The sequence below is a fragment of the Bacillus sp. FSL P4-0248 genome (assembly GCF_038593305.1).
In the GTDB taxonomy this organism is placed as follows: domain Bacteria; phylum Bacillota; class Bacilli; order Bacillales; family Bacillaceae; genus Bacillus; species Bacillus safensis.
On the sequence record NZ_CP151983.1, the window covers coordinates 3,422,352 to 3,447,677 of the forward strand.

27 protein-coding genes are annotated in these 25,326 nt (G+C 41.8%); 10 read left to right on the top strand and 17 right to left on the bottom strand.

All coding sequences use genetic code 11. The features are described 5' to 3' along the window. The first annotated feature begins 164 nt into the window (after nucleotides 1-164). Nucleotides 165-428 (top strand): spore morphogenesis/germination protein YwcE, encoded by a 264-nt coding sequence (locus NST65_RS17650; protein WP_008345491.1) that lies wholly within the window; start codon nucleotides 165-167, stop codon nucleotides 426-428. A 77-nt stretch (nucleotides 429-505) separates the two neighbouring features. On the opposite strand, the gene qoxD is transcribed toward NST65_RS17650, so the two are convergent. The 8 genes from qoxD to NST65_RS17690 all read right to left on the bottom strand — a co-directional run bounded on the left by qoxD (nucleotide 506) and on the right by NST65_RS17690 (nucleotide 9,786). Next, entirely contained in the window at nucleotides 506-886 is a 381-nt protein-coding gene (qoxD, locus tag NST65_RS17655) for a cytochrome aa3 quinol oxidase subunit IV (protein ID WP_007497818.1), read from the bottom strand. A 1-nt stretch (nucleotide 887) separates the two neighbouring features. Next, a complete protein-coding gene (gene qoxC / locus NST65_RS17660) occupies nucleotides 888-1,505 on the bottom strand; it encodes a cytochrome aa3 quinol oxidase subunit III (RefSeq protein WP_041115415.1) in 618 nt (205 codons plus the stop codon). Next, on the bottom strand, nucleotides 1,505-3,463 hold the full coding sequence (gene qoxB, locus NST65_RS17665; protein ID WP_024423835.1) for a cytochrome aa3 quinol oxidase subunit I: 1,959 nt from the start codon (nucleotides 3,461-3,463) through the stop codon (nucleotides 1,505-1,507). The genes qoxC and qoxB overlap by 1 nt, the downstream gene beginning before the upstream one ends. 27 nt (nucleotides 3,464-3,490) lie before the next feature. After that, nucleotides 3,491-4,447 carry a cytochrome aa3 quinol oxidase subunit II gene (qoxA, locus tag NST65_RS17670; RefSeq protein WP_111927023.1) on the bottom strand — a complete coding sequence of 319 codons (957 nt, stop codon included), beginning with the start codon at nucleotides 4,445-4,447 and terminating at the stop codon, nucleotides 3,491-3,493. Between the two features lie 517 nt (nucleotides 4,448-4,964). Further along, entirely contained in the window at nucleotides 4,965-6,047 is a 1,083-nt protein-coding gene (locus NST65_RS17675) for an aminopeptidase P family N-terminal domain-containing protein (RefSeq protein WP_111926926.1), read from the bottom strand. 12 nt (nucleotides 6,048-6,059) lie between these two features. Next, on the bottom strand, nucleotides 6,060-7,571 hold the full coding sequence (gene galT / locus NST65_RS17680; protein ID WP_111926927.1) for a UDP-glucose--hexose-1-phosphate uridylyltransferase: 1,512 nt from the start codon (nucleotides 7,569-7,571) through the stop codon (nucleotides 6,060-6,062). A 35-nt stretch (nucleotides 7,572-7,606) separates the two neighbouring features. Continuing rightward, complete coding sequence (galE, locus tag NST65_RS17685; RefSeq protein ID WP_111926929.1) at nucleotides 7,607-8,599, bottom strand: UDP-glucose 4-epimerase GalE; 993 nt, start codon at nucleotides 8,597-8,599, stop codon at nucleotides 7,607-7,609. Further along, nucleotides 8,599-9,786 carry a galactokinase gene (locus NST65_RS17690; RefSeq protein ID WP_098677119.1) on the bottom strand — a complete coding sequence of 396 codons (1,188 nt, stop codon included), beginning with the start codon at nucleotides 9,784-9,786 and terminating at the stop codon, nucleotides 8,599-8,601. The genes galE and NST65_RS17690 overlap by 1 nt, the downstream gene beginning before the upstream one ends. Before the next feature lie 175 nt (nucleotides 9,787-9,961). Here NST65_RS17690 and NST65_RS17695 point away from each other — a divergent pair, with 175 nt between their 5' ends. Further along, nucleotides 9,962-10,807: an AraC family transcriptional regulator gene (locus NST65_RS17695; protein WP_024423841.1), complete on the top strand. Its 846-nt coding sequence runs from the start codon at nucleotides 9,962-9,964 to the stop codon at nucleotides 10,805-10,807. A gap of 34 nt (nucleotides 10,808-10,841) precedes the next feature. Here NST65_RS17695 and NST65_RS17700 read toward each other — a convergent pair whose 3' ends face one another. Together NST65_RS17700 and NST65_RS17705 are read right to left on the bottom strand one after the other, a co-directional pair. After that, complete coding sequence (locus NST65_RS17700; protein ID WP_034281308.1) at nucleotides 10,842-11,099, bottom strand: hypothetical protein; 258 nt, start codon at nucleotides 11,097-11,099, stop codon at nucleotides 10,842-10,844. A gap of 26 nt (nucleotides 11,100-11,125) precedes the next feature. After that, nucleotides 11,126-11,509: a GtrA family protein gene (locus NST65_RS17705; RefSeq protein ID WP_012011676.1), complete on the bottom strand. Its 384-nt coding sequence runs from the start codon at nucleotides 11,507-11,509 to the stop codon at nucleotides 11,126-11,128. A 455-nt stretch (nucleotides 11,510-11,964) separates the two neighbouring features. Between NST65_RS17705 and NST65_RS17710 the strand changes: the two genes are divergently transcribed. The 3 genes from NST65_RS17710 to NST65_RS17720 all read left to right on the top strand — a co-directional run bounded on the left by NST65_RS17710 (nucleotide 11,965) and on the right by NST65_RS17720 (nucleotide 13,758). After that, nucleotides 11,965-12,105, top strand: a complete 141-nt coding sequence (locus NST65_RS17710; protein WP_008345506.1) for an anti-repressor SinI family protein — start codon at nucleotides 11,965-11,967, stop codon at nucleotides 12,103-12,105. Between the two features lie 302 nt (nucleotides 12,106-12,407). Next, entirely contained in the window at nucleotides 12,408-13,097 is a 690-nt protein-coding gene (locus NST65_RS17715; RefSeq protein WP_111926931.1) for a class I SAM-dependent methyltransferase, read from the top strand. Then, nucleotides 13,090-13,758, top strand: coding sequence for a glycosyltransferase family protein (locus tag NST65_RS17720; protein WP_111926933.1), 669 nt, complete (start codon nucleotides 13,090-13,092; stop codon nucleotides 13,756-13,758). Before NST65_RS17715 ends, NST65_RS17720 begins: the two co-directional genes overlap by 8 nt. A gap of 251 nt (nucleotides 13,759-14,009) precedes the next feature. Here the strand turns inward: NST65_RS17720 and NST65_RS17725 are convergent, their stop codons facing one another. Further along, complete coding sequence (locus NST65_RS17725) at nucleotides 14,010-14,294, bottom strand: hypothetical protein (RefSeq protein WP_041115399.1); 285 nt, start codon at nucleotides 14,292-14,294, stop codon at nucleotides 14,010-14,012. Then, nucleotides 14,284-15,411, bottom strand: coding sequence for a Rap family tetratricopeptide repeat protein (locus NST65_RS17730; RefSeq protein ID WP_034281312.1), 1,128 nt, complete (start codon nucleotides 15,409-15,411; stop codon nucleotides 14,284-14,286). The genes NST65_RS17725 and NST65_RS17730 overlap by 11 nt, the downstream gene beginning before the upstream one ends. Nucleotides 15,412-16,513: 1,102 nt before the next feature. On the opposite strand from NST65_RS17730, the gene NST65_RS17735 reads away from it, so the two are divergent. The 3 genes from NST65_RS17735 (at nucleotide 16,514) to NST65_RS17745 (ending at nucleotide 19,890) form a co-directional block, all read left to right on the top strand. After that, a complete protein-coding gene (locus NST65_RS17735) occupies nucleotides 16,514-17,092 on the top strand; it encodes a hypothetical protein (RefSeq protein WP_131631247.1) in 579 nt (192 codons plus the stop codon). Between the two features lie 945 nt (nucleotides 17,093-18,037). After that, the gene (locus NST65_RS17740; protein WP_034281315.1) at nucleotides 18,038-18,352 is read left to right on the top strand and encodes a DUF485 domain-containing protein; all 315 of its coding nucleotides are present in this window, start codon (nucleotides 18,038-18,040) and stop codon (nucleotides 18,350-18,352) included. Continuing rightward, complete coding sequence (locus NST65_RS17745) at nucleotides 18,349-19,890, top strand: cation acetate symporter (RefSeq protein WP_041115397.1); 1,542 nt, start codon at nucleotides 18,349-18,351, stop codon at nucleotides 19,888-19,890. Before NST65_RS17740 ends, NST65_RS17745 begins: the two co-directional genes overlap by 4 nt. A gap of 27 nt (nucleotides 19,891-19,917) precedes the next feature. Here the strand turns inward: NST65_RS17745 and NST65_RS17750 are convergent, their stop codons facing one another. From NST65_RS17750 to NST65_RS17765, 4 genes are all read right to left on the bottom strand, one after another. Beyond that, nucleotides 19,918-20,292 (bottom strand): nuclear transport factor 2 family protein, encoded by a 375-nt coding sequence (locus tag NST65_RS17750; RefSeq protein WP_111926935.1) that lies wholly within the window; start codon nucleotides 20,290-20,292, stop codon nucleotides 19,918-19,920. 133 nt (nucleotides 20,293-20,425) lie between these two features. Next, the gene (thiE, locus tag NST65_RS17755; protein ID WP_111926937.1) at nucleotides 20,426-21,094 is read right to left on the bottom strand and encodes a thiamine phosphate synthase; all 669 of its coding nucleotides are present in this window, start codon (nucleotides 21,092-21,094) and stop codon (nucleotides 20,426-20,428) included. Beyond that, nucleotides 21,081-21,905, bottom strand: a complete 825-nt coding sequence (gene thiM, locus NST65_RS17760; protein ID WP_342489189.1) for a hydroxyethylthiazole kinase — start codon at nucleotides 21,903-21,905, stop codon at nucleotides 21,081-21,083. The genes thiE and thiM overlap by 14 nt, the downstream gene beginning before the upstream one ends. A gap of 17 nt (nucleotides 21,906-21,922) precedes the next feature. Beyond that, nucleotides 21,923-22,810 carry a LysR family transcriptional regulator gene (locus tag NST65_RS17765; protein WP_039182411.1) on the bottom strand — a complete coding sequence of 296 codons (888 nt, stop codon included), beginning with the start codon at nucleotides 22,808-22,810 and terminating at the stop codon, nucleotides 21,923-21,925. 165 nt (nucleotides 22,811-22,975) lie between these two features. Here NST65_RS17765 and NST65_RS17770 point away from each other — a divergent pair, with 165 nt between their 5' ends. Beyond that, complete coding sequence (locus NST65_RS17770) at nucleotides 22,976-23,359, top strand: CidA/LrgA family holin-like protein (RefSeq protein WP_080701177.1); 384 nt, start codon at nucleotides 22,976-22,978, stop codon at nucleotides 23,357-23,359. Further along, a complete protein-coding gene (locus NST65_RS17775; protein ID WP_024423852.1) occupies nucleotides 23,353-24,033 on the top strand; it encodes a CidB/LrgB family autolysis modulator in 681 nt (226 codons plus the stop codon). The genes NST65_RS17770 and NST65_RS17775 overlap by 7 nt, the downstream gene beginning before the upstream one ends. A gap of 35 nt (nucleotides 24,034-24,068) precedes the next feature. Here the strand turns inward: NST65_RS17775 and NST65_RS17780 are convergent, their stop codons facing one another. Then, nucleotides 24,069-25,250, bottom strand: a complete 1,182-nt coding sequence (locus NST65_RS17780) for a class I SAM-dependent rRNA methyltransferase (RefSeq protein ID WP_342489191.1) — start codon at nucleotides 25,248-25,250, stop codon at nucleotides 24,069-24,071. Nucleotides 25,251-25,326: the final 76 nt, after the last annotated feature.

Sequence of the window (25,326 nt, forward strand, 5' to 3'; positions counted from 1 at the left end):
TTTGTATGGAATAAGGCCCATTTTCCAATTATTACGTTTACTTCAAAGTCAATTGTGGTATAATACTTGTGACAAAATGTTCACAATATCTCCTAAAAACAGACACAAATGCATCCTGACCTCTCATTTGATTTGAACATCAACTTACAAAGGAGTTGGATACGATGGATATGTTCTTTGCGTACCTATGTATAGCAACGGCTACACCCCTGTTTTTATGGCTGGAAAACAGAAAGATTGCATTAGCATCTATTCCACCCATTATGATTATGTGGATTTTCTTTGGTCTTTACATGACAAGCAGTTTATCTCCAGCAGGACATACCTTCATGATCGCATTCTTTGCCATTAACGTGATTTTGGCTCACATTGCAGCGTTCCTCATCTACGGACTTCCATTCATTCGCAAAAGATTCAGCAGCAGATAGATATCGCCCAACTATTGGAAGCGTTATCACCATCATGATAAAAACCACTCACCTTCAAGAGATGAGTGGTTTTTTTATTATTTCTCTGAATGCTCAGACTGCTTTGGCGCAGACGGTGAATAACCGTCTTTACTGTTCTCTCCGTGGCTGTAGTGAGCCGCAAAGATCCAAACAGATCCGATGACGAAGATAATCGCACAGAACAGACCAAACAAAGTATTTCCGACTTGAACAGTTCCGTTTTCACTCTCTGTCATGTGCATAAACATGAACAGCTGCAAGAATGCTTGAATGAACGCAAAACCAAAGATAATCCATAGTTTTGCGGAACTGCCAATTTCAGCTCCAATCGCAATCCAGAATGCTAAGATTGTCAGCACAATGGACAGGATGAAGCCAACTACGTGTTTCCAAGGGAAGTGTTCGTGCTCTGCTGAGGAATGTGTTTTTCCAGCCATATCACAAAAGCCCCCCTAATCCGATCAAGTAAACAGCTGTGAAGATGAAAATCCATACAACATCAAGGAAATGCCAGTATAGACTTGAGATGAAAATCTTCGCTGCTGTTTGTGGAGTTAATCCACGCTTTTTAATTTGGAACAAGATCCCGGTAATCCAGAAGATACCGATCGATACGTGTAATCCGTGAGTTCCTAAAAGTACAAAGAATGCAGACCAATACGCACTTGTATGGATGCTCGCACCTTCATGTACATAATGGAAGAACTCGAAAAGCTCAAATCCAACGAAGCCTGCACCTAGAAGCAGTGTGAGAATCGTCCATATGACAACCCCTTTTGTACTTCCACGGCGCATTTCATGAACAGCAATCCCACATGTAAATGAACTAACCAATAGCAGGAATGTCATGATCAATACAAGCTTCATATCAAACAGCTCAGCTGGTAAAACGCCGCCAGCTGTTCTGCCATGTAGAACAAAGTAGGTCGCAAAAAGTGTTGAGAATAACACGATTTCCGCGCCAAGGAATATCCAGAAACCAAGGATGTTTAAACGTCCGGTTTCAGAGCGATATTCAAGCGGTGCATTTGCATAGCTGCTATCATTATGTCCCATTACTTCTGCGCCTCCTTATTCTTTTTCTCTGTTTCAATGACTTCTTCAACAGGAATATAGTAGCCATCGTCATATTCGAATGAACGTAAAATCATCGTTGCGAATACACCGATTAAGCCAATAACGCCAATCCAGTACCATTCAAATACAAGACCGAATGCACCAAGTCCAAAGAATGCAGACATGATCAGCGGTCTGCCTGAATTGTGCGGCATGTGAATTTTCTTGAATTCTTTTTCAGGATGAACGTCCACATTGTTTTGCTTCCAATGATGGAATGCATCTGGTGTTGTCACTTCTGGAAGTGCTGCAAAGTTATAATGCGGCGGAATTGCAGAAGATGTCGCCCAGTCAAGTGTACGTCCTTCTCCCCAGCTGTCTCCAGACACTTCACGTTTTGAATGTCTCCAGCTGTAGTAAATGTTGTAGCAAAGGATGATGAATCCGATACCCATCATAAATGCACCAATTGTTGAAATAAAGTTGAGTGCAGTCCAGCCATCTTCTGGTCCATACGTATAAATACGTCTTGGCATTCCTTGCAGTCCTAGGAAGTACTGCGGGAAGAAACAGATGTTAAATCCGATCATGAATACCCAGAAGAACCATTTGCCGATTCTTTCGTTTAACTTGTAACCAAACATTTTTGGATACCAGAAAACAAGACCAGCAAAACAAGCAAATACAGTACCTGCGATTAATACATAGTGGAAGTGGGATACAAGGAAGTACGTGTTATGGTACTGGTAATCCGCAGCTGCCATCGCAAGCATAACCCCAGTTACACCACCGATTACGAAGTTCGGGATGAAACCAAGTGCCCAAAGCATTGGTGATGTAAAGCTGATACGGCCTCGATACATCGTAAAGAGCCAGTTAAAGATTTTCACACCTGTTGGTACAGAAATCGCCATTGTTGTAATCGAGAAGAATGAGTTAACCGCTGCACTGTTCCCCATTGTAAAGAAGTGGTGAACCCACACAAGGAAACTAAGAACAGAGATTGCCACAATCGAGACAACCATCGCTTTGTAACCAAACAACTGCTTTCTTGAGAACGTCGCAAAGATTTCTGAGAAAATACCGAAAGCCGGCAGGATAACAATATATACCTCAGGATGTCCCCAAATCCAGAATAGGTTCGCCCAAAGCATCGGCATACCGCCTGCTTCGAGTGTAAAGAATGCAGAACCGAATAAACGATCAAATGTCATAAGTGCTAAAGCAACTGTTAGTACAGGGAATGCAAACACGATGATGACAGACGTAATCAATGTTGTCCATGTAAACATTGGCATACGCATTAGTGTCATACCTTTTGTACGCATTTTTAAGATGGTCACCATGAAGTTAATACCTGTCATAAGTGTACCAATACCTGCAATTTGGAGCCCGAGCAAGTAGTAGTTCTGTCCAGGTCCTGGTGAGAAATCATTTCCGGCGAGCGGCATGTAACTCGTCCAGCCTGCACTTGGTGATCCTCCAATAACGAAGGAAATGTTGAACAGCATTGCTCCGACCATGAATGTCCAGAAGCTAAGGTTGTTCAGATAAGGGAATGCAACGTCACGTGCACCAATTTGAAGAGGAACAACGACGTTGATTAAACCAATTAAAAATGGCATCGCCATGAATAGAATCATGATCGTACCATGCGTTGTAAAGATTTCATTATAGTGGTTTGAATCTAAAAACGTATTATTAGGAAGCGCCAGCTGCGCGCGCATCATCAGTCCGTCTACCCCACCGCGGAAGAACATAATCACAGCAGCAAGGATATACATGATTCCAAGCTTTTTATGATCAACTGATGTCAGCCATTCTTTCCAGAGCCATTTCCACTTTTTAAAGTAGGTTAAAACAAACACGATGGCAATGGAGGTAAGAGCGATAGAAATTTGCGCACCAAGAATTAATGGGTCTCCAGTTACAAAAAACTCATCCCATTTTAAATGCATAACGGCCTCCTCCTTTCCTTAGTCAGTTTATTCATTATCTAGTTTTCTTTTATAGTTCTTCACATTCTCGAAAGGATCTGTCTTGGAATGCGGAGAAACTGCTTGATAACCTAAACGTTTGCGTGCTTGGAGTGCATATTCAGAATCCTCTCCATGCTTTGCAAAGGATAAATGTGTTGATGAGAATGTCTGCACATCTGCAGCATCAGGAAGCATCAAGTAGTCATACGTTTTCTTCGTTAACTTTGGTGCTTCTTTCTTCGTTTTGTTTACCCATTTATCATAGTCAGACTGCGTCATCGCATTGACTTTGAATTTTTGCTGAGCAAAGCCCTCGCCTGTGAAGTTGGCGTTTCTTCCTTGGTATGTGCCTACTTCATCAGCTTGAAGATATTGTTCCATTTCCATTCCAGCCATCGCATACTTCTCCCCGCCTAGCTGAGGAATCCATAGTGATGCCATTGTATCAGCGGAAGTGATTTTGAATAAAACCGGCTGATCTTTTGGAATGTTTAAGTAGTTCACTGTCTCAATATTTTCCTCTGGATAGCTAAAGATCCATTTCCAATCAACAGCTGTCGCATAAACGACAAGTGGATCTTTATGGCTTGTTGCTTGAGGTGCCTCTTCCAAAGAGTAAATTGTTTTTACAGTTGGAATCGAAAGAGCAGCAACGATTAATATTGGGATCACTGTCCAGACAACTTCTAGAAGCGTATTCCCGTGTATTTCTGGGTTATAAGAGGCGTTTCCAACGTCCTTACGCTCACGGTATTTAACCAAAATGATGGTAAACATTACAAATACCGCACCAACGATAAAGAGCATGAATCCGATAGATAAAAGGATTAAGTCTTTTTGTTGTGCTGCGACTGGTCCTTTAGGATCTAAAACAGCGATATTGCTGCAACCTCCTAATACAAAAACACTCACGAGCATCGCTAATAAAAGCATAGGTTTAATGGCTCTGAACAAGAAGATCACCATCCTTCCTTAAATAATGTATAAATTGCTGAATAATTGTGAAAAGCCATCTGCCTTCGAAAACTTTTCTTCCCTTTGTAATGCTATCAAAATCTGTTAGAGTTAGCTTCCCTTTTTTCAAAAGTTCATTTATTTTTCAACAGATTTCTTTTAAAATGTCATAAATTCGACATAAATTTATATTATTGCACACACAATAAATTTCTAGGATTTTGAAAAGTTGAGAGTTGAAGGCAAAGGACAAACAATCAAGAACTTTGTCAAATTTAGGTTTACCACAATAAAAAAGTTTGGTCAAATTTCAATTTAACTTAATGAAATTTTATCTAGGTAAACAATTTCAAAATAGGTATCCCCACATTTAACAAAAACCTTACTTATTTTAACGCAAGTTGACAAGAAAAGAAAGTATCGATCCTCTGACTATGCGCGTTAAGAATTGGCAATTATGATGAATATGTGGAATCCCGCTAAATGACTTCCAGCAAAAAACCGGCTCAGCGCCGGCATTCTGCAATTATTCATCTCTTACTAAAATGTCAGGGCGTCTATAGATGTCCCCTTCATGCTCAACATCAATGTATGTCCACTTGCCTGTATAGGTTAAAAAGCGGTTCCCCTCTTTCTCTACGACCATCGTATCCTCTGATTTCAATCCAGGCAATGAAGGATTCCAAGTAAAGACTTGATGCAGCTGAATTTCTTCCTTCGATGAGGGAACTGCAATGATTTCTCTAGATACAAAGCCCGTCTTTCCCCCTTGATGAAGCTTTTTCCAGCTATCAGGGAAGCCCTCTTTTTCATACTGAGCAATACCTGCTTTCAATACATCTCCCAATGTCTTACCAGGGCGCGTGGCAGCATTCATGACCGTGTCAATTCGTGCAAGCCGATCTTTGTTCTCTTCAAGCTCCTTTGGAAGCTGACCGAAGTAAACAGACCTTGTGACATTCGCCACGAGTCCATGCCGTTCAGCGCAAAGAACAACAAGCGCATGCTTTTGAAGTTTTTTGTCTGTCGGAATTGGATGACGGTATTGATGAATCCGGTCATCTGTTGCTACAAGCAGCACTTCAATCGTCATTCCCTGCGCGATCGCTTTTTGAGCCGCAAGCGAAGCGATTTCGTGCTCCGTCTGTTCTGGAACGATTTCTTTACAAACACTCTCTACAATGACCGCTGTTTCATGACAAAGCGTTTCATATTGGCGGAGCTGTGATGCGGAAAGAATGGATCGGACTTGCGACAAATCCGGCTCAATCCATTCGAATCCATCCATTTGAATGTCTGACCCGATCCGTTTGTCTTTTGTGAGTGTTTGAATGTGTGCCGTATCTTCCTCAAACCAATCCATCGTCACCACTTGAAAGGGGTGATCGATATACGCCATCTCTTCTTCAATGATCCGCTTTTCTTCCATTTGATTCACTATGAGGACGATGTCGTCTTTTAACACAAGCAGCTTGCACACGCCCTCTGGTGTATTTAACACGATGTGATTTCTTCTCCCTCCTGTCAGCCAGGAGAAGTTATTACGCTTTTGAATCAAGACACCGTCGAGCTGTTTTTCTTCCATTAATGTTCTTACTTGTTCAATCATCTAATCACCTGCCTATATGAGTGTATGAATGAAACGTTTAAAAGCTGTTTTCCCTTGCTCGGTTCTTTTAAACACACCCGCCTGTGAGAGAATACGAGAAAAAATCATGCCGACTTCTTTTTGTAAAATAGCTTCTGTATTGTCCTCTGTAAAGGTATTCTCTTCAAGCAGACGCTTTGCCCATGTTTCGTGTTTCGTGATAGCAGGGCGGGCTTTGATTTCTTCAAGGGGGTTTTTGGATAACAGCGCTTCTTTTAATTGACTTAATTCCTCTGCTAATCTACCAGGAAGAACTGCAAGACCCATCACTTCAATTAATCCGATATTCTCTTTTTTAATATGATGGACTTCTTCGTGCGGGTGGAAAATTCCATCCGGGTGCCGCTTGTTTGTACGATTATTGCGCAGCACTAGATCTAATTCATAGTCATCTCCATGGCGGCGTGCAATTGGTGTAATGGTATTATGCGGCGTCTCTCCTGTATGAGCTAGCAGCTCCACTTCTTCATCTGAATACATTTTCCACTCGTTTAAGATAAAGTCTGCAGCGTCTGCAAGCTTCTGCCGGTCGCTGCTTCGAAGGCGGATGACAGACATCGGCCATTTCACAATGCCAGCCCTCACATTCGGAAAGGCATTCAGAGAAAAGACCTCTTCCACCTCCGCTTTCGCCATCGGAAATTCATGCGCACCGCCCTGAAAATGGTCATGACTTAATATACTACCCCCGACAATCGGAAGGTCGGCGTTCGATCCGATGAAATAGTGCGGGTATATATATATGAAAGAAAGCAATCGTTCAAAGGTCTTTTTGGTGATGCTCATCGGCTCATGTTCGCCTTTGAACACAATGCAGTGCTCGTTGTAATACACATAAGGTGAAAATTGTAGAAACCAAAATTCATCTGTGAGTGTCACAGGAATGATCCGGTGATTCTGTCTCGCTGGATGGTTGATGCGCCCCCCAAACCCAACGTTTTCTTTACAAAGGAGACAAAGAGGATATTGTTTTTGACTAAGCTTTTTGGCTTCAGCGATTGCTTTTGGGTCCTTTTCCGGCTTTGATAGATTGATTGTGATCTCCAGCACGCCATCATCTGTTGGTGTAAACCACTGCACATTTTTGGCGATTCTGCCTGTATGAATATAGTGTGCGTGCTGCTGCATTTCATAGAACCAGCTTGTAGCAGGCTCTGGCCCTTCATGCTGGCGCTTCTCTTCAAACTTTGCGTAGATGACACTTGGAGGCGCCACCAAGCATCCCATGATTTTCGCATCTAGTAAATCGCGATACGTATCCGTCCCCTCAGGGATAAGGCCAGTCTCAACTGCCCAATCCAGCATCGGCATTAAGATGTCTTCAAGCTCCGCCTCCCCTGAGACTGTCCTTGGCTCAGCTTCATCCAGCCCAAGCACCTCAAGCAGCCGATTTCTCGTATACTCGATATCTAGTCGTGTGATCAGCTCTTGATTGATCCCGTATTGAATCAGCTGTTCCAGTTTTTCAAAAATATCAACCGCCATTCTCTCTGTCCCCTCTCTTGCCTGCCTGTTATGCGTTATTTACTTTGGTAGCCGTCTGGATGCTTCTGAAACCAATCCCACGCACTTTGAATGATGGTGTGAAGGTCAGCATATTGAGGTGTCCACCCTAATTCTTGCAGCGCTTTTTCAGAAGAAGCAATCAGCTTTGCTGGATCCCCCGCACGTCTGTCAGCGACCTGTGCTGGGATCGCATGCCCCGTGACGTTTCTAACAGCATCTACTACCTGCTTCACGGAGAAACCAGTGCCATTCCCTAAGTTGTATGTTGCACTTCCTTTTCCAGCGCGCAGACGATCAACAGCTAAAATGTGCGCGTCTACTAAATCCATGACATGAATGTAATCCCTAATACACGTGCCATCCTCTGTCTCATAATCATCACCGTAAATCATGATCTGATCTCGTTTTCCTAAAGCCATTTGCAGAATGATCGGAATGAGATGTGTTTCAGGCTGATGATCCTCTCCGACAAGTCCTTCTGTATGAGCGCCAGCTACATTAAAGTAGCGAAGCACGACGTATTTCATTCCATATGCCTGCTCAGACCACTTCAGCATTTTTTCAATGGCTAGTTTCGTTTCTCCATAAGGATTGGTTGGATTCGTCTCATCCGTTTCAACGATCGGCACTCGCTTTGGTTCACCATATGCGGCAGCGGTTGAAGAGAAAACGATGTGTTTCACATCAAATTCATTCATCACCTGAAGTAAGGCTGTCGCTCCTCCAACGTTGTTGTCATAGTACTTTAGCGGGTCTGTTACACTCTCGCCGACAAGTGAATCTGCGGCAAAGTGCATCACCGCTTCTATTTGATGCGTTTTGAAAACCTGTCTTAAAAAATCTTGATCTCGTAAATCTCCCTCTTCTAAAACAGCTCCCTCCAAAACGGCTTCTTTGTGGCCTGTCTGCAAATTATCCACTACCACCACTTGTTCACCTTTCGCTAAAAGAGCCGCTACCGCATGGCTGCCAATGTACCCTGCTCCCCCGCACACTAAAATTGTCATTACACTTCCTCCTTCGTGAGTTCTCTTGCGCCGCCTCCAATTCCAGCTGTGTAAAAAGAGGCTTGAATGCCTGTCTTCTCTTGATAAATCGCACCCGTTTCTTTTATAAATGATGCCAGCTGCTTTTCTTTCACAATACTGATCGTACAGCCGCCAAAACCCGCGCCCGTCATACGAGAGCCTATCGTTCCAGGATGGAGCCAAGCGGCTTCTGCCAGTGTATCTAGTTCAAATCCAGTCACTTCATAATCATTCTTTAAAGAGAGATGAGAAGCCTTCATAAGCGCACCTATTTCTTCCATTTTATCATCTTTCAGAAATTTGACTGCTTTTATGGTCCGCTCGTTTTCTGTCACCACGTGTCTTGCACGTTTGCGGCATGTTTCATCCTGAATCAAATGGGCATGTTCGGCAAATTCATCTGCCGTGAGCTCACATAAGTGGGCAAGGTCGATTTCTTCTCGTAAATCGTTTAAAGCTGATTGACACTCTGACCGGCGTTCATTGTATTTGGAGTCTGCCAGTGTCCGCTTTTTGTTTGTATTGGCAATGACAAGCGCCAGTCCCTCTTGCCGAAACGGACTGTATTGAAAATCAAGGGTATCGCAATTAAGCAAAATGGCGTGATCTTCTTTTCCAAGAGCAATTGAAAACTGATCCATGATGCCGCAATTGACGCCAATAAATTCATTTTCTGCACGCTGCGAAAGGAGGGCAAGACGGGCATTTGAAACGCCGAATGAATGCCATTCATTGATGCAGACGGCGGTGACAAGCTCAATCGAGGCAGAGGAAGACAGGCCTGCGCCATTGGGAATATTGCCGCCGTATACAATGTCAAAGCCTTCTTCTATCTTCATCCCTGCTTCAATAAACTGATGGAACACGCCCTTTGGATAATTCGCCCAGCCATCCGACTCTAAGTAAGCGATTTCAAAAAGGTCGAATTCTTTCACACCATCGCCATCAAAGTTCAAGGAATACATTCTCACGCGGCCATCTGACCGCTTTGCACATGCTGCATATGTACCGAGAGTGAGCGCACAAGGGAATACATGACCTCCATTGTAATCTGTATGTTCACCAATCAAGTTCACTCTTCCCGGGGCAAAAAAATAGCGAAGTTCTTCTTCTTTATCCCCAAATTGCTGGTGAAATGCCGTGCGTAACATATCGATCATATCCATTCCCCTTTTCTCATCTGATACTCTTATTTTAGTTGCCTGAACTGCGTAAGTTCAATGGTAAAAAAATCGTTAAAAAATACCCTTTTTTTGCTGTGAATGGTACGATGTGATATGAGGTGTAACATGATTCAAAATAGAAAAAGGTTGTTTTTTGCTGTGAAGGAGGTTTTCCAATTTGAAGAAGGAAGCATTTGCATTTCGTTTTCACCATTCTGATGTTACATTGCCGGCACAAATATGGTCTGTTGGCTGGGAGGTTCAATCATCTTCGTTATACAGCTGGAATGGCGTGGAGCGGAAGGATCAGGGCAAGTGCATCTTTCAGCTCACACTGTCTGGACACGGCATGATTGAAATCGGACAGAAGCGGTTCAAAGTCTTGCCAGGGCAGGCCTTTCTTGTGAAAAGTCCAAGTGCCTATCAATATTATTTTCCAGAGGACAGTGAGCATTGGGAATTTCTCTATTTGACGCTTTATGGGGAAGCCTGTGATCTTTGCTTTGACCAATTTATAGATCAAGGAAAGCAGGTCATGCGTTTTCATCCTCATTCCAAACCGATCCGCCTGCTGAAGAAAATTTATGATGAAGCCAGTGAAAGACGGATTACCAATCCATTTGAGGGGTCTAGCCTTGCTTATCAATTTGTCATGGAACTGTATTCATATTTGCCAAAGCTTGAGGGACAAATGGAAAAATGGCCTGAGCCCATCGTCCAAGCGGCCTTGTTTGCCAGCCATCATTTTCACGAGGAAATTGGCCCAGACGATATGGCAGCTGCGGCACGTTTATCCAAAAGTCATTTTACGAGGGAATTCAAAAAGGCCACTGGCTTCACACCTATTCATTACTTAACCAATATCCGGTTAGAGAAGGCGGAAACATTATTAAAAACAACGAAATACTCAATTGAAGAAATCGCCATACAGTGCGGCTACCGAAATGCGAATTACTTGAATAAAGTCTTTCGAAAGAAAATCGGCATGTCTCCAAAGCAACTGCGGGAAACAAGCGATGCATAATAAAAAGCAGCCGCTTCATCATTGGCTGCTTCTTTTACGATTTTGACAGATCAACATGAATTCTTCCTTGTTTTAAAACAATCGTCATTTGCGTATCAGGGGTCATTAAGTTTTCTAAAATGTCCGTTGCCGTTTGAAGCGCAATGTCCATTCGGTTGATCTTTTCCTTTTCTTGTTCCGAAAACGCTTCTGGATGTGCGGTCATTTCTTTGACTAGCCTCAGCACTTGTTCATGCTGCTTTTCTGTTTGTTGATATATGGCATCATATAAGTCGTCTGGCCTGCTGCTCATTTCACATCACCTATCTTTTTTATGTGTTAAATCGCATCTTCTTTTGTTTTCTTGAAGACGAACCACTTACTGGCGACATAATTGACCACCACAATCACAAAGTTGACGAGAATTTTTGCGACGGTTTCATTGAGCGCCATTTGGCTCACAAATAAAATCATCAGCCCCAGATCTACACCTAGAGACATGAGACGGACACTAAAAAATGAAGAAAGCTCACGCATGAGGCTTTTTGTGTCACGAGCCTTTTGCTTGAAGACATACTTCTTATTGGTGATATAAGCAAAGAGAACAGCAAATACCCATGAAACAACCGTAGCTGTTTTGTAATCCATGGAAAACATCTCAACGAATAAATAGAAGCTGACGATATTGACAATGGTTGTACACACACCCATCACAAGATACATGACAACTTCTTGATACTTTTGAAAAAGGCTATACATGTCTTTCTTCATTCCTTCTTGGTGGTTTCTGTTTCTTTTAGAATACCATCTTGAGAAGAACTTCCCAAACGAACAATATGTATGTCCTGAAAAGATGAAATTTGTTCTACTCGATGGCAAATGTCAACGCAATTGGTTTATATGAGTCAAATGTTTTAGGTCTTTATCATTATTTTAATTTATAATCTTTCAACTGACTTTACAATTGTTTATTATTAGAAGTAAGATTTCAATATTTATGGGTTTTTTAGTCATTTTTTTAGGGACGTGGTAGGTGATAGATTTTACAAAATAGGTTAAATGTCATCATTTTTCGACAAAATTTATTTTGCGCTGTTTTCAACCACACGTACAGTTACTAGACGGTTTGTTCAAGTCATTGGTTGCAGTGAATATGTCTTATTGAACTGGAGGATATTATGGATACGCAAGTGAAAAGAAGAGTTGACGAAGAGTGGGTTTATTTGATTCAGGAAGCGAAAAAAATTGGACTAGGCATCGAAGAAATACAAGCTTTTTTAACATCCAACGGTGATCAGAAGATGATAAACAAACCGTAAATCAACGCCGTTATCCTTTGTCTTTCAGACTGCTTTGGCTATAAGTTCTGACCTGTCAATTGACCTTTTGAAAATCCTTTCATGACGATACGCTACAATAATTGAACACCTCTCCATACCAATCCCTTCCACTCAATGGGGTTCTGTCTTTCTATATTAGGAGGACAGTCCGTTTCCTGTTCTTTATATGATTCCTTTTTAGCCGCTATTCATGAAAATTGTCCTTCTCTCGTTATAAAACCAAGCTGTCCACCCATATATTAAGCATGAAAACAACGAGAAAGCAGAAAGGTGGGTAGAGCGTGAGTTCAGATTCCCTTTCGTATTATCACCAAAAAAAGGATCAGTATTATCATGGGGTAAACCCGGTCATCGTCAGCCGTATCCGCGCGGAATGGACGTCTTTGTTGGATATCGGATGCGGCACAGGCAAGCTTGGAAAAGTCCTGAAACAAAAGGGCCGGACCATTTATGGCATTGAGTCATTTGAAGATGCAGCAAAAGAGGCGGAACAAGAGCTGGATCATGTTCTCTGCGGAAATATTGAACAGCTGGCTCTCCCTTATCAACATGAACAATTTGACTGCATGATTTTCGGAGACGTCCTCGAGCATTTATTGGACCCTTGGGCCGTTTTAAAAAAGGTGAAACCCTTCCTTAAAAAAGAGGGTGCCATCCTGTCATCTATTCCAAATATCGGCCACATTTCAACGGTTTTAGAATTACTAGCCGGCAGATTTACTTATACAGATGCAGGGTTAATGGATCAAACACATTTACGTTTCTTCACCCTTCACGAAATACATGCACTCTTTCATTCAGCGGGTTTTCGCATTCGCGAATTCGAGGCCATTCGCGTACAGCATCCTTCCTATGCAAGCGTGTTGAATGATCTACATGAATTACTCATGAAACACGGCATTCGTTCTGATTTCCACGAGGCAGCTACAGCCTATCAATATGTGGTCGAGGCGGTTCCATTTCATGAGTAATCCGACGATTCTGTTTGTTTTATGTGTGAATGATGAATCGATGTTTCAAGCTTGCTTCCGGCAGCTCGCTTCACTTCCGGCCCCTCATGGATACCATGTGGAGGTCTTACCCATCAGACAGGCATCAAGTATGACCTCTGCATACAATGAAGCCATCACTCATCCAGCTCAGTTTAAATTTTATCTTCATCAGGATACCTTGATTGTCAAACAGCATATGCTGCTTGAACTCATCCCGCTTTTTTTACAAAACCCATCACTTGGCATGGTTGGAGTGATTGGAGCAGAAAGCGTGCCTGACAATGGAATTTGGTGGGAGAGTTCTGATTGCAGGGGAAAAGTCATTGAATATCGTCACGACACCTATCAGCTGCTTTCGTTTGAAAGAGGCCGTCAGCAGCCCGAAGCGCAAGATTATATCAAAGCTGCGGCCATTGATGGTCTTTTCATGGCGACGCAGTATGATGTGAAGTGGCGTGAGGATCTCTTTGATGGCTTTCATTTTTATGATGTTTCGCAGTCCTTTGAATTCACTCAGAAGGGCTATGAGGTTGGGATTGTGAGGCAAGAAGAGCCTTGGTGCATTCATAAATGCGGAGATCATTTTGATGCGGAAGCGTATGAAAAAGCGAGACAAACATTTCTTGCAAATTATCGATAGAAAGCACCCTTTTCGGGTGCCCAGAATGTAGAGAAACTCATGTTTTTCTACATTCTTTTTTATTTTCCACGTCATGATGTTAGGTGAGAATGGGTCTTTTGGTGCTTTTAAGATCTTGTGCAGCTTTCAAGAAAAGGACACGGAGCACATGCTTTCGGATCTGATTTGTAGAACCGATAACCTTTCCGAGAAAATAAAGCTGTCGAGATTTTCTCGACAGCCTGACAGACCCTAAAGATCTGTTTGATTCATCAAGTAGATAATCTAGAATCACGTGTTCCAAAACGAATATCCGGATTTACACTAGAACGGGTTCCATTCCTCACAGCAAAATCGTTATCATGTTGAGATAAAGTTATAAGAGGGAAATCTTGAGTAGTAACGCTACTGCCTGTAGCATTTCTTACTGTCAGATCAGTTGATTCTGGAGAAGTAGCATTTCTTGAATTCACATCAAAATCGACAGATGATAATGAGATCACACCTAGCAATGCTGAAGCACTCAAAAAACCAGTAAGAACCGTTTTAAAATTCATATGAACAGTCGCCCCTTTGGATTTGTTTTCGGGCGTACATCACTTTTTCGTACATTTTTACAGATTCATCCATACGCCCATTCTCATTATAGTACCGAGCCGCTTCGAGCGCTAGGTCTTCTATGTATGGATAACCCCTCTCGTTCTCTAATTTTTCCAACGAGCTCAAGACCTCACTTAGGTTTGCTGTTTTTAAAAATAAATTTTCCAATACCATCAGCAACGATAAAAACAGATCATTTTTTCTATTCTTCGCTTCTTCCAAGCCTCTTTTGAAAAATCTTTCTCCCTCAATAAATTCCTTTTGACTCAAATGAAATAACGATAATTCATAATAAACCAAAAGCAACTCTGTAGCATGGATAGGCTCTCCTTCAAGAATAACCTGATTAAAATAAGCTAGTGCCCTATTAAAATCACCTAATCCTTTATAACAACAACCAATATTAAATAATGACTTCACAATCATTGGCTTATTAGAAATTGCCTTAGATCTTTCTAAAGCTGACAATAAATGAGGAAGCGCCTTTTCTCTGCATTCAAAATCAATGAAATTACCTGCCATAACAGTTAGACAATTAATTTCTCGAATCATATAAAGTGAATTGCTCTTATGTGCCTTATAGGTATCATAAGAAAGACCAACGTAATACATAGACACGTGTGTCTGTTTCATGTGATAAAACACTTCTGATAATTTGTAGTAAAATTCCGCTCTTTCTAACTCATCCCCTACTTGCTCCAGGCGCTTTTCCGCGCGCTTATAGAACACAATAGCTCTAATAAACTCACCATTTTTGAATTCATACATTCCTTGAAAAAAATTAAAATAGTATTCAAGAATGGCTGACATCTTCTTTCCTTGTCCTTCTACAGCTTTCAAGTAATCAGATTTTTCAAGTGGTTCTTTAGAAGGCTGCACATAGTCTGTCATCAATTGGTGACGGAACTCCATCAGCTGAAAATAAAGAACCGCCTGTTCATCTTCTTCCATGACATCTATATCTTTTCTAATCTCTTCCCTTAGCATCTGGGCCTCTTTAACATTGAATCTTTTTATATGCTTATACCATTCATTTATCTTGATCGCTACAACTGGAGACGGTATAGACGCCATCTACAATCCCCCCTAGAAAACCAATTTTTAATAAATGTTAGCACAATAATTCCTAATAAAATCCTATTTTTCCATTCATATGTAAAGTTTTCGGCATGACGCAAACACTTTGTAAGCAAGTAGGACACAAGACATATCAATCTTTAAATGCTATCGCAGCAGTTAACGCATTTAAATCCCATATAAGCGTTCTTGAAGCATCACACTATGGAAATACCCGAGCATAAATAAAGGTGCTTAGAAACGAATATGAACGCTCTTGGTGGTTTGAAATAGGCGCTATGTTTTTTAAGAAACAAAAAAACAGGCTCTTTAGCCTGTTCTTTATTATCCAGTGATGACCATATTGATGAATGGGACACTCAGTAAAAAGAAAACAACGGCAAAAACAACTTTTTAACCCATCTCTTTTTCTTTATTATTCTTACGTTTTATCATATAAACAGCAAAATAAGAGGCACCAATTAACATCATCAATACTGGTATTACAGTCATCATAAATTCTCCTCCCAAATAAAAGAACCTATATTGCGGTCACCGCAACCCAAAAAGAAACTTTCCATCACATTACCAATTATCAAGAAATAAATGGTAGCATGAAAATATATCAAAGAAAGTGAGTGATTCTTATAAGTCCATGACTCCTATGCCTCATTATGCAACCATTTTTTTGACTCTCTTATGATTCCCCAAAATAGGAATCTGTATAGAATTACAATCAAGAAAAAAGTATAAACAAACTCAAAGGGAGAGAATGGTTCATAATCAATTATGTATGCATTAATAAACACTATTATCAAAGAAAACAATTCCATCAAAGAATCTATAAATCTGTTTTCTTTGAACACGTCCCTTGTCTTTTTGAAATTAAAGATGTCTTTAATTTCCCCGCTGGAAAGTCCTTTGATCAAACCTAGACCTATAAAATACACCCCAAAAGAAAACTCATAGGACAAATTAAAAATGTGTGTGATTACACAATAAATCAAAGTGAATAAGAATAAATACATTTTATTACTCTCCTTAACCTCTAAGTATTCCACCCCAATAGAAGGAAATATCATGTATGCGTTACCCCAAAAAACAAATAGGAGTGGTACGTATGTTTAAAAAATTTCTAGTAATGTTATGTGTGCTTACTATTACATTTGGTTTCTCTTCTCCAATGATTAGTCATGCCAGTCAAGGTAATAATGAGACCCCTCCAGTCAGTGTAGATAAAAAACAATTGGAATTAGCAGAGAAACTATCTAATTACTTCGAATTAGATAAGGATGGAAATACTCATTTTACAGCTGATAAAGAAACCCTTATGGAAATGGGAATTTCAGAACACGACAGTCAACTAATGACTTCTATGAAATCAGAAGAATTTAGCTTTGAAGAGAATGAGAAAAAAGGTGACATGCAGGCTTATGGTTTTGTAGGTCTACACCTCAAATTAGGACCGAAAGTTAGAAGCATGAACGCCATAGTAGCAGGTGGATTTGCAGCCGGATATATCGGTTGGTACACAAGCAAAATTGCTGCTGCTGGACCATGGGGTGCCGGAGCCGCCGCGGCTATTACTGCTGGAACTTCTGGTGCGGTTGCATGGGCAGTTAAAAACAAATATAAGAAAGTTGATGTAGGCGTAAATATTATGTTTGTCGACTTAGCATATACTGTAAAAATACCTTAAAAATTACTGTTAAGCAACAATAAATAAAAAAAGCAGGCTCCAGTAAGAGCCTGCTTACTTTTAATATAAGACTTCAACACAAAATTTTTGAAATTCCTGAAAATATTTTGGTTCTGCATTAATAGTGGTAAGCGTATAGAAAGTGTTGCAGCGTGCAGACGATCGGTGAGCCCTCTCATTCTTCTCCTCGTAAAACAACCCTTTTTATAAAGCTATTTCAATTGTTCAACAAGTATTGTGCCAACGTCTTTCGAGACATATACCTCTAAATTTTCTCCAGGTGTCAGGTCGTTCATTTTTAATTGTTTCACACTGATCTAAAACAGTATCATATATTTTTTCTACTCGATCTTTGCTTCAAGTCTTCAACTCACGCATAATAAATTCAAACTCAATTTCTCAATTTCAGTTATAGAAAAATCCTCATAGCAGCAGTTATAACACCCCTTTTGACATGGAGGAATATTACCTGTTGATTTTTGATAATCTTCTATTTTTCGTTCGTACTTTCTGTATGTCTGGATAAGCCGAGCAGCTCTTGATTCAGGATGAATGTCACTATGACACTTTTTATATTTCTTCCCGCTACCACAGAAACACGGGTCATTTCTTGAGATTGTCTTAACCATTGCCTTCCCCCTACAACAACAGGATCAACCCATTAATTACCTAAACAATTTTATCATATATTACCAAAAAAATGCCGTCTTGCATCTACAAGACGGTCAGTCACCTTTCTAGATTTCACTCTTCCAAAGATGCTATTTCGTCTAATAGAATTTTTGCCCCTTCTCGACTTAACACAATACCTCAAGATAAAGTCATGTTTTGATCAGGCTCAGCACCCTTTTCGGGTGCCTTTTTTATGATATACTGTCATAAACAGCCAGATCGTCTCATATGCATTGGAGTACCTTGTCCCTAATTCGTACAAAGGAGGAAACAATGGCAGACAAAAAAGTTCATTATAAGAAGGTTGCCGCTTCAGAGGATTTCCGAAAACTTCTTGAGGAAAAACGCAGATTTATCGTACCGATGACGATTTTCTTTTTTCTCTTTTACTTTTCACTTCCGGTTGCTACATCCTACTTCACCTTTTTGAACACGCCGGCAATTGGCGCGATCTCATGGGCTTGGTTATTCGCCCTCACACAATTTGTCATGACCTGGGTTTTATGTGGACTTTATGCGAAAAAAGCAGCTAAGTTCGACAATTATGTAAGCGCTTTAAAAAATGAATCAAGAGGTGATGACGAATGAGCATGACCGCTTTTATTTTGTTCGTAGCGATCGTAGGACTCACATTGGTCATCACATATTTTGCTGCGAAAAAAACAAGCAATGCGAGTGATTTTTACACAGCAGGCGGAGGTCTGACTGGGTTTCAAAACGGCCTTGCCATTGCTGGAGACTATATGTCCGCTGCATCATTTTTAGGGATTGCTGGCATGATCGCGTTAAACGGGTTTGACGGCTTTTTCTATAGCATTGGTTTTCTAGTAGCGTACCTTGTCGTTCTTTACGTTGTGGCTGAACCGCTTAGAAATCTGGGGAAATATACGATGGCCGATATGATCGCTGCACGGTTTAAACGCCCTGCCATTCGAGGGGTTGCCGCCTTTAATACCATTACAGTCTCTACTTTTTATATGATTGCACAGCTTGTTGGGGCAGGTGCATTAATCAAACTGCTTCTTGGCATTGATTACTGGATTGCGGTACTGATCGTGGGTGTCCTGATGACCATTTATGTCGTGTTTGGCGGCATGATTGCGACCAGCTGGGTACAGATCACAAAGGCTGTGCTTCTCATGCTTGGGACGCTCATTATTTCTCTGCTTGTGTTTGCAAAGTTTGATTTTAGTCTGCTGAAGATGTTTGAACAGATGAAAACAGCGACCCCGCTCGGTGGGGCATTTCTTCACCCGGGAAATAAATATGATGTGCCTTTAGAAACCTTGTCTCTTAACCTCGCCTTAGTGCTTGGGACAGCCGGTTTGCCACATATTTTGATCCGTTTTTATACAGTAAAGGATGCGATTTCTGCGCGAAAATCGGTTCTTTCAGCTACTTGGATCATCGGGATTTTTTATTTAATGACGGTTTTCCTTGGCTTCGGCGCTGCTGCATTTGTTGGAACAGAAGCGATCACAGCAGCAGATGCAGCAGGAAATATGGCCGCTCCACTGCTCGCCCAAGCTCTTGGAGGAGATTTGTTATTTGCCTTTGTTTCCGCTATTGCCTTTGCGACTATTTTGGCGGTGGTAACGGGTCTCGTCCTATCCGCCGCGTCTGCCTTTGCGCATGATTTTTATAGTCAGATTATCCGCAAAGGAAAAGCGAGTGAGCGGGAGCAGGTGAAGGCGGCACGCTTTGCTTCCATCGGCGTGGCGATCCTCTCTATCATTCTCGCATTATTTGCCCAGTCCTTAAACGTCGCTTTTCTTGTGTCTCTTGCCTTCGCAGTGGCAGCAAGTGCGAATTTACCTTTGATTATCTTCACTGTTTTTTGGAAACGATTTAACTCTACAGGTGCCATCGCAGGAAGCTTAACAGGTCTTCTGAGCGCACTGATCATCGTCTCGCTCAGCCCAAGCGTCTGGGACCCATCGGGAGCAGCCATCTTCACAGGAGATCCGCTCATCCCGCTGTCGAACCCAGGGATTATCTCGATTCCACTCGGATTTCTTGCCGCTTACTTAGGCACGATATTCTCGTCTGAAAAGGCAGATGAAGACACCTTTACGGAAATTCAAGTAAAGGCACATACAGGCATGCATATGGATACTGATTCATAAGGAAAAGCCGGCTGCTCAGCCGGCTTTTTAATAGCGCTGGAATAACTCTGGGTTTTTCGGAACGTTTTCTAAATAAACGATCTTCCCTTGGTCGTCCAGCTCTGCGATATCAATTCCTTCTGCTGTATAGACACGGCCATCCGAAAGCTTTCCGCAAACGGCCCAGTTTGTTTCATACTTTCCATCTTCTCTTTTATTCCACCCATCCCACATATGCTTAATGTCATCATGTACGTGGAAAAATGTATTCAAAAATTGTGTGAACGCTTGGATTCCAGGCTTTTGGGCGCCATTTAAGACAATCATGACATCGTCAGAAAACAATGCTAGCAAATCATCCATTTGCTTCTGGCTTTTTCCCGCTTCATCGTATCGACGAAAATACGTATCTAGCACTTCCATGTTCATTCTCCTTTAATTACCTGTCATTTCGAAAATAATCGAACTATATAATTGTACACAATTGTTTCTCTCCTGTCTAATTTACCCGGCATAAGAAAAGACATGAATTGATTTAATCCATGTCTCCTTCAGATTAAAGAGATGCTTTTTCTGCTGCAACAAGTGATTTCAGCTCTTCTGCTGCTTTTTTAGGATCGGCGCTCTCGCTAATAGCACTAATGATGCTTATACCGTCTGCCCCAGCTTGTATCACTGGTGCTGCGTTGTCGTATGTGATCCCTCCGATACCTACAATCGGAATTTGAAGGCCATGACGGCGGACTTCAGTGATCAAAGACACACCCTGGACACTGCGTGTATCCTTTTTCGTTTCCGTTGGATAGACTGGGCCCATCCCGACATAATCTGCTCCGTCCTTCATGGCTTGTTTCACTTCATCTAGATTATGCGTCGACACGCCTAATATTTTATTCCCGATCCTTTGTCTGACGTCTTTTGCATTTGTGTCTTCCTGTCCAACATGAACGCCATCTGCATCAAGATCAATCGCTAGCTGTATATCATCATTCACAATAAAGGGAACATTTGCTTCTTGGCAAAGCGCTTGGATTTGACGAGCCAATTGTTTCTTCTCATCACTCTGCAATGCTTTTTCACCCTTTTCACGAAATTGAAACATGGTGATTCCGCCTTGAATTGCCTCTTTCACAACATCAAGCGGCTGCCTCGTTGTATTCGCTGTGCCCAAAATAAAATAAACCGATAATTGCTGTTTGATTTGCTGTTGATCAGCCTTTGTCATGTGAAACTCCCCCTATTTTCCCTAGTGTCAGCACATCATCGCCGGTTGTGTGTGATAGTGCGTTTAACAATTCCATTTGAAAGGTTCCCGGTCCTTTATCCATTGAGTGCAGAGCTGCCCTTTCAGCGGCGACACCATAAAACAGCAATGCGGCTGCCGACGCATGAAGCGGCTGTTCACCCGCTGCACAAAATGCTCCGATGACAGACGTCAGCAAACAGCCAGTTCCCGTCACCTTCGTGAGCCATTCATGTCCATTATGAATGGACAGCACCTCATCTCCATCTGACACCACATCAACTTTTCCTGTGATTACCACTATTGTCTGAAGTGCAATGGACGCTTGTTTGGCTAATGCCGATACATCTCCATTCGCCGCTTTCGCATCAACGCCTTTTGACTCCCAGCCATCCACTCCAAGTAAATGAGCCACTTCGGCAGCGTTTCCTCTGACAACGGTGATTTTCACTTTCTCTAACAGCTGTTTAGCAGCATTCGTTCGAAACGTTGTCGCACCGACGCCGACAGGATCTAACAAAACAGGTACACCTTTTTCATTGGCGGCTTGTCCAGCGAGAATCATGGCTTCCACCGTTTCCTTAGTTAATGTGCCAATATTCAGCACTAGTGCATCCGCTAATTGCGCCATTTCAGCCACTTCTTCTTTGGCGTTTGCCATGACTGGCGAAGCACCTAAAGCAAGCAGTCCATTCGCTGTAAAATTCGTCACAACTTGATTGGTGATATTATGAACGAGTGGATTTTTTTCTCGAACCTTCTCCAATAAATGAGACGCGCAGCTTGTTTTCATCCGTATCGTCCTCCCTTTTACTCTGCATCCCACACGTAGGATTTCGTATGCTTTAACCATTCTCTTGCCGCAAACGACAAATAGCGGTCCTTTCGCCAAATGACACCTAAATGCCACGGGATCGACGGGTTTAGGGAAATGACCTTTACCTTTTCGGGATCAAGATCACGGCAGATTCGTTCTGGCAGAAGTCCAATCCCTAAGTTTTCAGCTACCATTTCACTAATGAAATCCCACTGAGACGTTTCATAAATGACATTTGGCCGAAATCCCGCATTCATACATTCATTCAAAATCCGGCTGTGTAGAACAAAATCTTCTCTAAAGAAAATAAAAGACTCTTCCCTTAAATCAGCTAAATGTACTTCCTCACGACCAGCCATCGGATGGGATGGATGCGTCACGAGCTTCATGTTCTCTTTAATAATGGTGTACGTATGAAAAATTTTATCATTTGCAGGCAGAACAATGACACCAATATCAAGCGACCCATCCTCGACCCCTTCCTCTACTTTAATGGAGCCGTGCTCAACTAATTGAAATGTGACATCTGGATATTGCTGGCGGAATTCCCCCATGACATTCGGGAAGAAACTTGACCCAATCATCGGCGGCAGTCCGATTCGAATATGCCCTTTTTTCACATTCATTAAATCATTTAATTCGCTCGTTAAATTCTGAAATGACTGTGTAATTTCACTCGCCTGTGTATACATGGTTTGGCCAGCATCTGTCATTTCAACCTGCCGGCCATTCCGGTAAAACAACTGCACCCCCAGCTCATCCTCCAGGTTTTTGACCATCTTAGAAATGGTCGGCTGCGATACGTAAAGAGACTGCGATGCTTTCGTGAAGCTCTTTAACCTTGCCACTTCTAAGAAATATGTTAAATGTCTGATGTCCACATGCTTCATCCTTCCTATAGACAAAAGGAATAATTACTATTCGATATATGTATTTTACCTATAACTGAACGTGCTGTACACTTTAAAGTAAGCTCATCAATTGGAACGTTGTCATGTTTTTGTGAAACACTGAACAATTTATATAGAAAAAGGAGTGAACAGAAAGTGAAATTGCTCAAAACGCCGCTGATTGCTGCCCTTCAGATTATGGTCTTGTTTATTTTTGCGAAATTCATGAATGTGCTGGCGGCCTTTTTGCATTTGAGAATTCCGGGCACGATCTTAGGCATTCTTGTCATTTTCTTATTACTTCATTTTAAGATCATTCAATTAAAATGGATAGAACTTGGCGCCGTATGGCTGCTCGGAGAACTGCTGCTTTTCTTTATTCCATCAGCAGTTGGTGTCATTGATTATGGAAAATTGCTTTCTCAATCTGGCACAAGTATTGTCCTTGTCGTCTTAATTAGTACGTTTGTGGTCATGCTCTCAACTGGTATCATGACGCAAATGATTGCAAAACGAAAGGAGCGGAAAAAGCTATGTTAGTTGGCGGACTATTTCTGATTTTAACAGTTCTTTTATATCTCGGATCAAAAGCGGTATACAAACGGCATCCGAAGGTCTATGTCTCACCGTTACTTGTCACTCCGCTTGTCCTTGTCGTCTTGCTGTTAATCGTCAACATTCCTTACGATGCTTACAATCAAGGAGGGAAATGGCTCACGAATATGCTGCAGCCTGCGACTGTTGCTTTTGCCATTCCTTTATATAAGTATTTTCATATCCTGAAGAAGCATGCAGTGGAAATTATTTTGAATGTGGCTTGCGGCTCTGTCATTGCGATCTTATCAACGGCTTTTATCGCCAAGTTGTTTCATCTGGACACAGGCCTTATTGAGAGCCTTGTCCCAAGATCGGTCACAACACCTGTAGCGATGAGTGTGTCAGAGATGATCGGCGGCATGCCGTCCGTTACGGCCGTGTTTGTCATTTTAACCGCACTGTTTGGATCAATTATCGGTCCAATGGTGATCCGTTACTTCCGCATCGATAATGACATTGCCATGGGCGTCCTACTTGGAACGGGTGCACACGGGGCAGGAACATCGAAGGCTTTTGAAATGAGCTCCGTCTCAGGAACGATCTCAAGTGTATCGATGATTATTTCAGCCATTATTACATTATGTGCAGCGCCTATCCTTATGTCGTTTGCCTTATAAAAAAAGCCATTTCCAATAAGGGAAATGGCTTTTTCTTATGCTTGTATGAAGACAACCTTTAAATAGTTCCCTTCAGGATAATTCTTCGTTGTACGGAAATCCTCAGGAAGGGTATATTCTTCAAGTATCCGATAGGTTTGCCCTGCTTCTTTAAAAGCCTGCGCAATAAACCCTTTAAATTTCTTCATGCCAAATGCACTGCTATTCGTTGATGCCACAATGACGCCGTTCTCAGCTGTAATTTGGATGGCTTCTTTTAATAGCTTCTTATAATCCTTCGCCGCACTGAATGTGTGCTTTTTCGTTCGTGCAAAGGAAGGCGGGTCTAAGATGACGAGATCATAGGTCCAGCCTTTTTTCGCTGCAAACGGAAAATATTTAAAGACATCCATGACTTTGATATCCTGCCCGTCCACATCAATACCATTGACTTCAAACTGCTCAGATGTTTTTTTCAAGCTGCGGTTTGCAACATCCACACTTGTCGTACGGCTCGCTCCACCAAGCGCAGCTGCCACTGAGAAAGCACCTGTGTAAGAAAATGTATTGAGCACAGTCTTTCCTTTTGCATAACAATCTCGGATCGCTTTTCTCACATGACGCTGATCAAGGAAGATACCCGTCATCGCGCCATCATTTAAGTAAACCGCCACGTTCATGCCGTTTTCTTTCACGATGAGAGGAAATTCACCTTTCTCTCCCTTCACAAAATCATCATCTTCTATATACTGTCCAGATGTATCAAATCGTTTCTTTTCATAAATGCCTTTATAGTCTGGATATACGTGCTCAAGTGCAGCCAATACATATTCCTTTAATGTATAGACTCCTTCGCTATACCATTGGATGAGGTAGAATCCGTCATAATAATCAATCGTGACGCCGCCAATTCCATCACCCTCTCCGTTCAACACACGGAAAGCAGTCGTCTGTGCATCACGAAATAAATGCGTTCTGCTTTTCGCTGCCTGCTCAAGCCTAGAGACAAAAAAAGCTTGATCTATTTTTTCGTTCGCATCAAAGGTTAGGACCCAGCCGATACCTTTATTTTGTACACCATAATACCCTTTTCCTAAAAAAGTGCCCCGCTCATCCACCCATTCAATGAGCTCGCCTTCCCGTACACCGTTCACATGCGATACTGCATCTTTGGAAATGAGCGGATATCCCTTTTTCACTTGTTCCGCAAATGTTTGTTTTAATGAGATTTTTTTCATTTGTGTCATCCTTATCCTAAATTGACTCTCTCTATCCTACCATATGAATGTATACGTTACTTCTATTATGATAAGA

Coding starts and splice junctions, on each gene's coding strand:
- qoxD (WP_007497818.1), bottom strand. CDS start 886: ATGGCTGGAAAAACACATTCCTCAGCAGAGCACGAACACTTCCCTTGG.
- qoxB (WP_024423835.1), bottom strand. CDS start 3,463: ATGCATTTAAAATGGGATGAGTTTTTTGTAACTGGAGACCCATTAATT.
- NST65_RS17740 (WP_034281315.1), top strand. CDS start 18,038: ATGGCAGACAAAAAAGTTCATTATAAGAAGGTTGCCGCTTCAGAGGAT.
- NST65_RS17725 (WP_041115399.1), bottom strand. CDS start 14,294: ATGAATTTTAAAACGGTTCTTACTGGTTTTTTGAGTGCTTCAGCATTG.
- NST65_RS17705 (WP_012011676.1), bottom strand. CDS start 11,509: ATGTATCTTGTGATGGGTGTGTGTACAACCATTGTCAATATCGTCAGC.
- NST65_RS17710 (WP_008345506.1), top strand. CDS start 11,965: ATGGATACGCAAGTGAAAAGAAGAGTTGACGAAGAGTGGGTTTATTTG.
- thiM (WP_342489189.1), bottom strand. CDS start 21,905: ATGAAAACAAGCTGCGCGTCTCATTTATTGGAGAAGGTTCGAGAAAAA.
- NST65_RS17650 (WP_008345491.1), top strand. CDS start 165: ATGGATATGTTCTTTGCGTACCTATGTATAGCAACGGCTACACCCCTG.
- galE (WP_111926929.1), bottom strand. CDS start 8,599: ATGACAATTTTAGTGTGCGGGGGAGCAGGGTACATTGGCAGCCATGCG.
- NST65_RS17690 (WP_098677119.1), bottom strand. CDS start 9,786: ATGGATATGATCGATATGTTACGCACGGCATTTCACCAGCAATTTGGG.
- NST65_RS17780 (WP_342489191.1), bottom strand. CDS start 25,250: ATGAAAAAAATCTCATTAAAACAAACATTTGCGGAACAAGTGAAAAAG.
- NST65_RS17700 (WP_034281308.1), bottom strand. CDS start 11,099: ATGAGCAGCAGGCCAGACGACTTATATGATGCCATATATCAACAAACA.
- NST65_RS17720 (WP_111926933.1), top strand. CDS start 13,090: ATGAGTAATCCGACGATTCTGTTTGTTTTATGTGTGAATGATGAATCG.
- qoxC (WP_041115415.1), bottom strand. CDS start 1,505: ATGGGACATAATGATAGCAGCTATGCAAATGCACCGCTTGAATATCGC.
- NST65_RS17730 (WP_034281312.1), bottom strand. CDS start 15,411: ATGGCGTCTATACCGTCTCCAGTTGTAGCGATCAAGATAAATGAATGG.
- NST65_RS17745 (WP_041115397.1), top strand. CDS start 18,349: ATGAGCATGACCGCTTTTATTTTGTTCGTAGCGATCGTAGGACTCACA.
- NST65_RS17775 (WP_024423852.1), top strand. CDS start 23,353: ATGTTAGTTGGCGGACTATTTCTGATTTTAACAGTTCTTTTATATCTC.
- NST65_RS17675 (WP_111926926.1), bottom strand. CDS start 6,047: ATGATTGAACAAGTAAGAACATTAATGGAAGAAAAACAGCTCGACGGT.
- NST65_RS17735 (WP_131631247.1), top strand. CDS start 16,514: ATGTTTAAAAAATTTCTAGTAATGTTATGTGTGCTTACTATTACATTT.
- galT (WP_111926927.1), bottom strand. CDS start 7,571: ATGGCGGTTGATATTTTTGAAAAACTGGAACAGCTGATTCAATACGGG.
- NST65_RS17750 (WP_111926935.1), bottom strand. CDS start 20,292: ATGGAAGTGCTAGATACGTATTTTCGTCGATACGATGAAGCGGGAAAA.
- thiE (WP_111926937.1), bottom strand. CDS start 21,094: ATGACAAAGGCTGATCAACAGCAAATCAAACAGCAATTATCGGTTTAT.